This window comes from Arenimonas sp., from assembly GCF_022842045.1.
GTDB lineage: Bacteria > Pseudomonadota > Gammaproteobacteria > Xanthomonadales > Xanthomonadaceae > Arenimonas.
On sequence record NZ_JALHQI010000122.1, the window covers coordinates 1 to 3,067 of the forward strand.

The window sequence follows — 3,067 nt, forward strand, 5'->3', positions numbered from 1 at the left end:
CCCTTATGTTGAGTTGGTTGTGTCAACCTTTTGCCGCAGAGCCCGGTGCGGTGTATGACTGCTGATGCTTCGGCAGCGGTCTCGCCTTCAGCGACGGCCAGAACCTGCAAACGACCCAGACCGGCCCGTCAGGCGTCTCCAAAGCCGCCCGACGCTCGGACCGCCCCGATCGGGTTCTGCACCGACGAGGCGGCCGTTCGTGACCACCGGTAGCCAGCCAGCGGCGGTCTGAAGACAAAGTTCTTCGAAAGCCCGTCAGCGAACCAGGAGGCCGTCACAGGTCGTCGAGGAAGCCAACCAGGAGCGCGCTGACGGCCTGCGCACGCTCGCGCTGGATCCAGTGTCCGGCGCCCTCCAGGACATGGCAGCCTCGCAAGCCCGGCAAGGTCTTGCCGAAGTTCTCGATCTGCGGCTTCGAACTCGGGAACTTCAGCACATCGTCGCTGGCGCCGGCGATGAACAGCGACGGCTGGTTGATGCTCTGCCCGCGCCAAGACGCCAGCAACTCCCACGACCGCGTGATGTTGCGGTACCAGTTCAGTCCGCCGCGGAAGCCCGTGCGCGTGAATTCGGCGGTGTAGTGGGCGATGTCGGCCTCGTTCCACCAGCCAGGAAGTGGTGTCGGTTCGACGAGGTGCCCCAGGAAACCCCGGTCACGCTCGATGACGCCGAACGCTGGCCGCCCGATCAGGGCCTGCCCTTCGCCCGACCCGCTGAAGTGGATGCGGCGTATCGACGTGCCGACATCGCGCTCGAGTTCGGTCTCGGCCACGCCTGGAGCCTGGAAATACTGCAGGTAGAAATCGTGGATGCCCGCCTGGCTCAACGCCGAGAGCATCTCCACGCGCCCCGGCGGCGCGTAGGGCACGCTCATGCCGACGACGGCGCGGAAGACATCGGGGCGCAGCAAGGCCGAATTCCAGGCCACCGGCGCGCCCCAGTCGTGGCCGACGATGACGGCCTGCGTTTCCTTCAGCGCGCGCACCAGCTCAATCATGTCGCCGACCAGGTGAAGCTGCGTGTAGGCTGTCGCGTCGTCGGGCGCGGTCGTGCCGCCGTAGCCGCGCATGTCGGGCGCCGCCGCGCGATAACCCGCCGCGGCCAGGGCTTCGAGCTGAGCCCGCCACGAGATCCACAACTCGGGGAACCCGTGGCACAGCAAGACCAGCGGGCCGGTCCCCTGGACGGCGACCTGCATGCGCAGGCCGTTCACGTCCAGCGTCTGCAGTGACAAGGCGTCGGCAGTCATGCGCCGGCTCAGGCGAGGGTGGCGATCAGTCCGGTCAAGCGGGCCATGGCCGGCTTGACCGTCTGGCGGTAGCGCTGCATCAGCGCGATCTTCTCGGCGTCGTCGGGCCGGACACGGCTCGCGGTGTTGAACAGCGCGTTCAGGCGCGACTCGGCGAGCCACTGCTGCAACCGGGGGTGCTTCGACCACAGATGCTGGTTGTTCATGCTCACGAGGAGCATGCGCAGCCAGTCGGTGGCCAGCGTGGGCGGCACGATCGGAGTGCACAACGCGTTCTTCTGCGCGTCGTCGCCCATCGTGGCTTCCAGATGGCCGATCAGCGCGGCGCTGAAGACGGTGCTGAAGGATCGCACCCACTGCGGCGTGATGCGATCGCCCTGCCAGATGGGCACTGCCTCCACGCTGGGAATGCCGGTTGCGCTGCAGTCCACCACCAGAGCACCGGGGGCGAGCGGGATGCTGCCCTTCTCGAGGTGCATCCGCTCGGCATCGATCGCCTTCACGTGGCCCAGCCTGACGATGCCCCGGATGCGGCGCAGCTGCGCCAGTTCGGGCTTGCTCAGGATGGCACCGTGGTAGACCGAGGGCATCACGCTGGGGTCGATGCGCATCCACTCCCCGGCAGCCTCGAGCCGCAGCATCAAGTCCGCGACGTCCTCCGCCGCGATCACCGCCTCGAGCTGCCGGGTCAGCGAGCTCCAGGTGTTCATGAAGAAGTCGTCGCCCGACTGGACGTTGGCACGGTCCAGCACCCACGGGTCGCGCGGCATGACCCAGCGGATGGAGTCGGGGTCCACACCCTGCCCCAGCAGCCAGATGCAGGCGTCCATGCCCGTCTTGCCAGCCCCGACGACAACATAGCCGGCCTGCGGCTGAGAGATGCGGACCAGCTCGTTCAACGGGACGCAGCGCACACCGGGCGCCAACGCGTAGCGGGGCGGCGTGGTCGCCGGCACCTGCATGCGGGAGTGGGTGCAGTCGACCACCTTCCTGCGCACCTTGACCGGTTGCCGGGCGCCGGTGACCAGCGATTCCACTTCATCGGAACCCACCACCCGGCTCATCGGCAGGAAGCGAACGCGGCCCGAGGGCACGAAACGCTGCTGCATCACCTGTTCGAAGTAGGCGAGCAGTTCGGCGCCGCTGGACAGGCCGTACATGCCCGCGTTCAGGCCCACCGTGTCCTTCGTGCCCTCGCCCAACTCGCGCGAATTGACGCCGTAGTAGGCCGCCGGCTGGTGCAGGCGCACGAAGGGGTAGGCCTCGTTCCAGTGACCGCCCGGTCGGTGGTGGCGATCGACCATGACGACGTGCGCGTCCGAGTCGGTCAGCAGCGCGTCGACGAAGGCCATGCCGATGGCACCGGCGCCGATGACGAGGTAGTCGGTTTCGATCGGCGTCATGGTCATCCTCGTGATTTCTCGTGGAGCAGGGCGAGCGGGGCGCGGCAGTCCAACAGCATCCCCCAGCCGATGCTAACAGGGAGCCCCCCAGTTGGCGCTACCGGAGAAGCACCCATGGGCAGCGGGAAGCCGTCGACCCAATGGGCGTGATGATTCGTTGCTGAGCGTTCGGTCCTTTCTGCCTGGATGGAAGGCGGCGGGTCGGGCTGCGACGGCCGCCACCTCGGACTCACCGCCGGGGAAGCTGACATTCGAGATTCGATACCCGGAAGCGGCCGCTCACGGCCGAGTCATGTCGACCCATCAGCGACATTCATGACACCGGCGATGTTGCCGCAAAGCTCTGCCACGCTCCCTGCGAGTCGTCAGCCCTGCATCTGCAAGAGGATGGTGCGCTCGAGGCCCGCATAACGAT

At 67.3% G+C, this 3,067-nt stretch carries 2 protein-coding genes; both read right to left on the bottom strand.

Annotation, left to right across the window (positions count from 1 at the left end; translation table 11 throughout):
• Positions 1-274: 274 nt before the first annotated feature.
• A complete protein-coding gene (locus Q0C12_RS14790) occupies positions 275-1,249 on the bottom strand; it encodes an alpha/beta hydrolase (protein ID WP_290891545.1) in 975 nt (324 codons plus the stop codon).
• A gap of 8 nt (positions 1,250-1,257) precedes the next feature.
• Positions 1,258-2,652, bottom strand: a complete 1,395-nt coding sequence (locus Q0C12_RS14795; protein ID WP_290891547.1) for an NAD(P)-binding protein — start codon at positions 2,650-2,652, stop codon at positions 1,258-1,260.
• Positions 2,653-3,067 lie beyond the last annotated feature (415 nt).

Excerpts from the sequence above, each read along its gene's own strand:
- Q0C12_RS14790 (WP_290891545.1), bottom strand. The coding sequence starts at position 1,249 with ATGACTGCCGACGCCTTGTCACTGCAGACGCTGGACGTGAACGGCCTG.
- Q0C12_RS14795 (WP_290891547.1), bottom strand. The coding sequence starts at position 2,652 with ATGACGCCGATCGAAACCGACTACCTCGTCATCGGCGCCGGTGCCATC.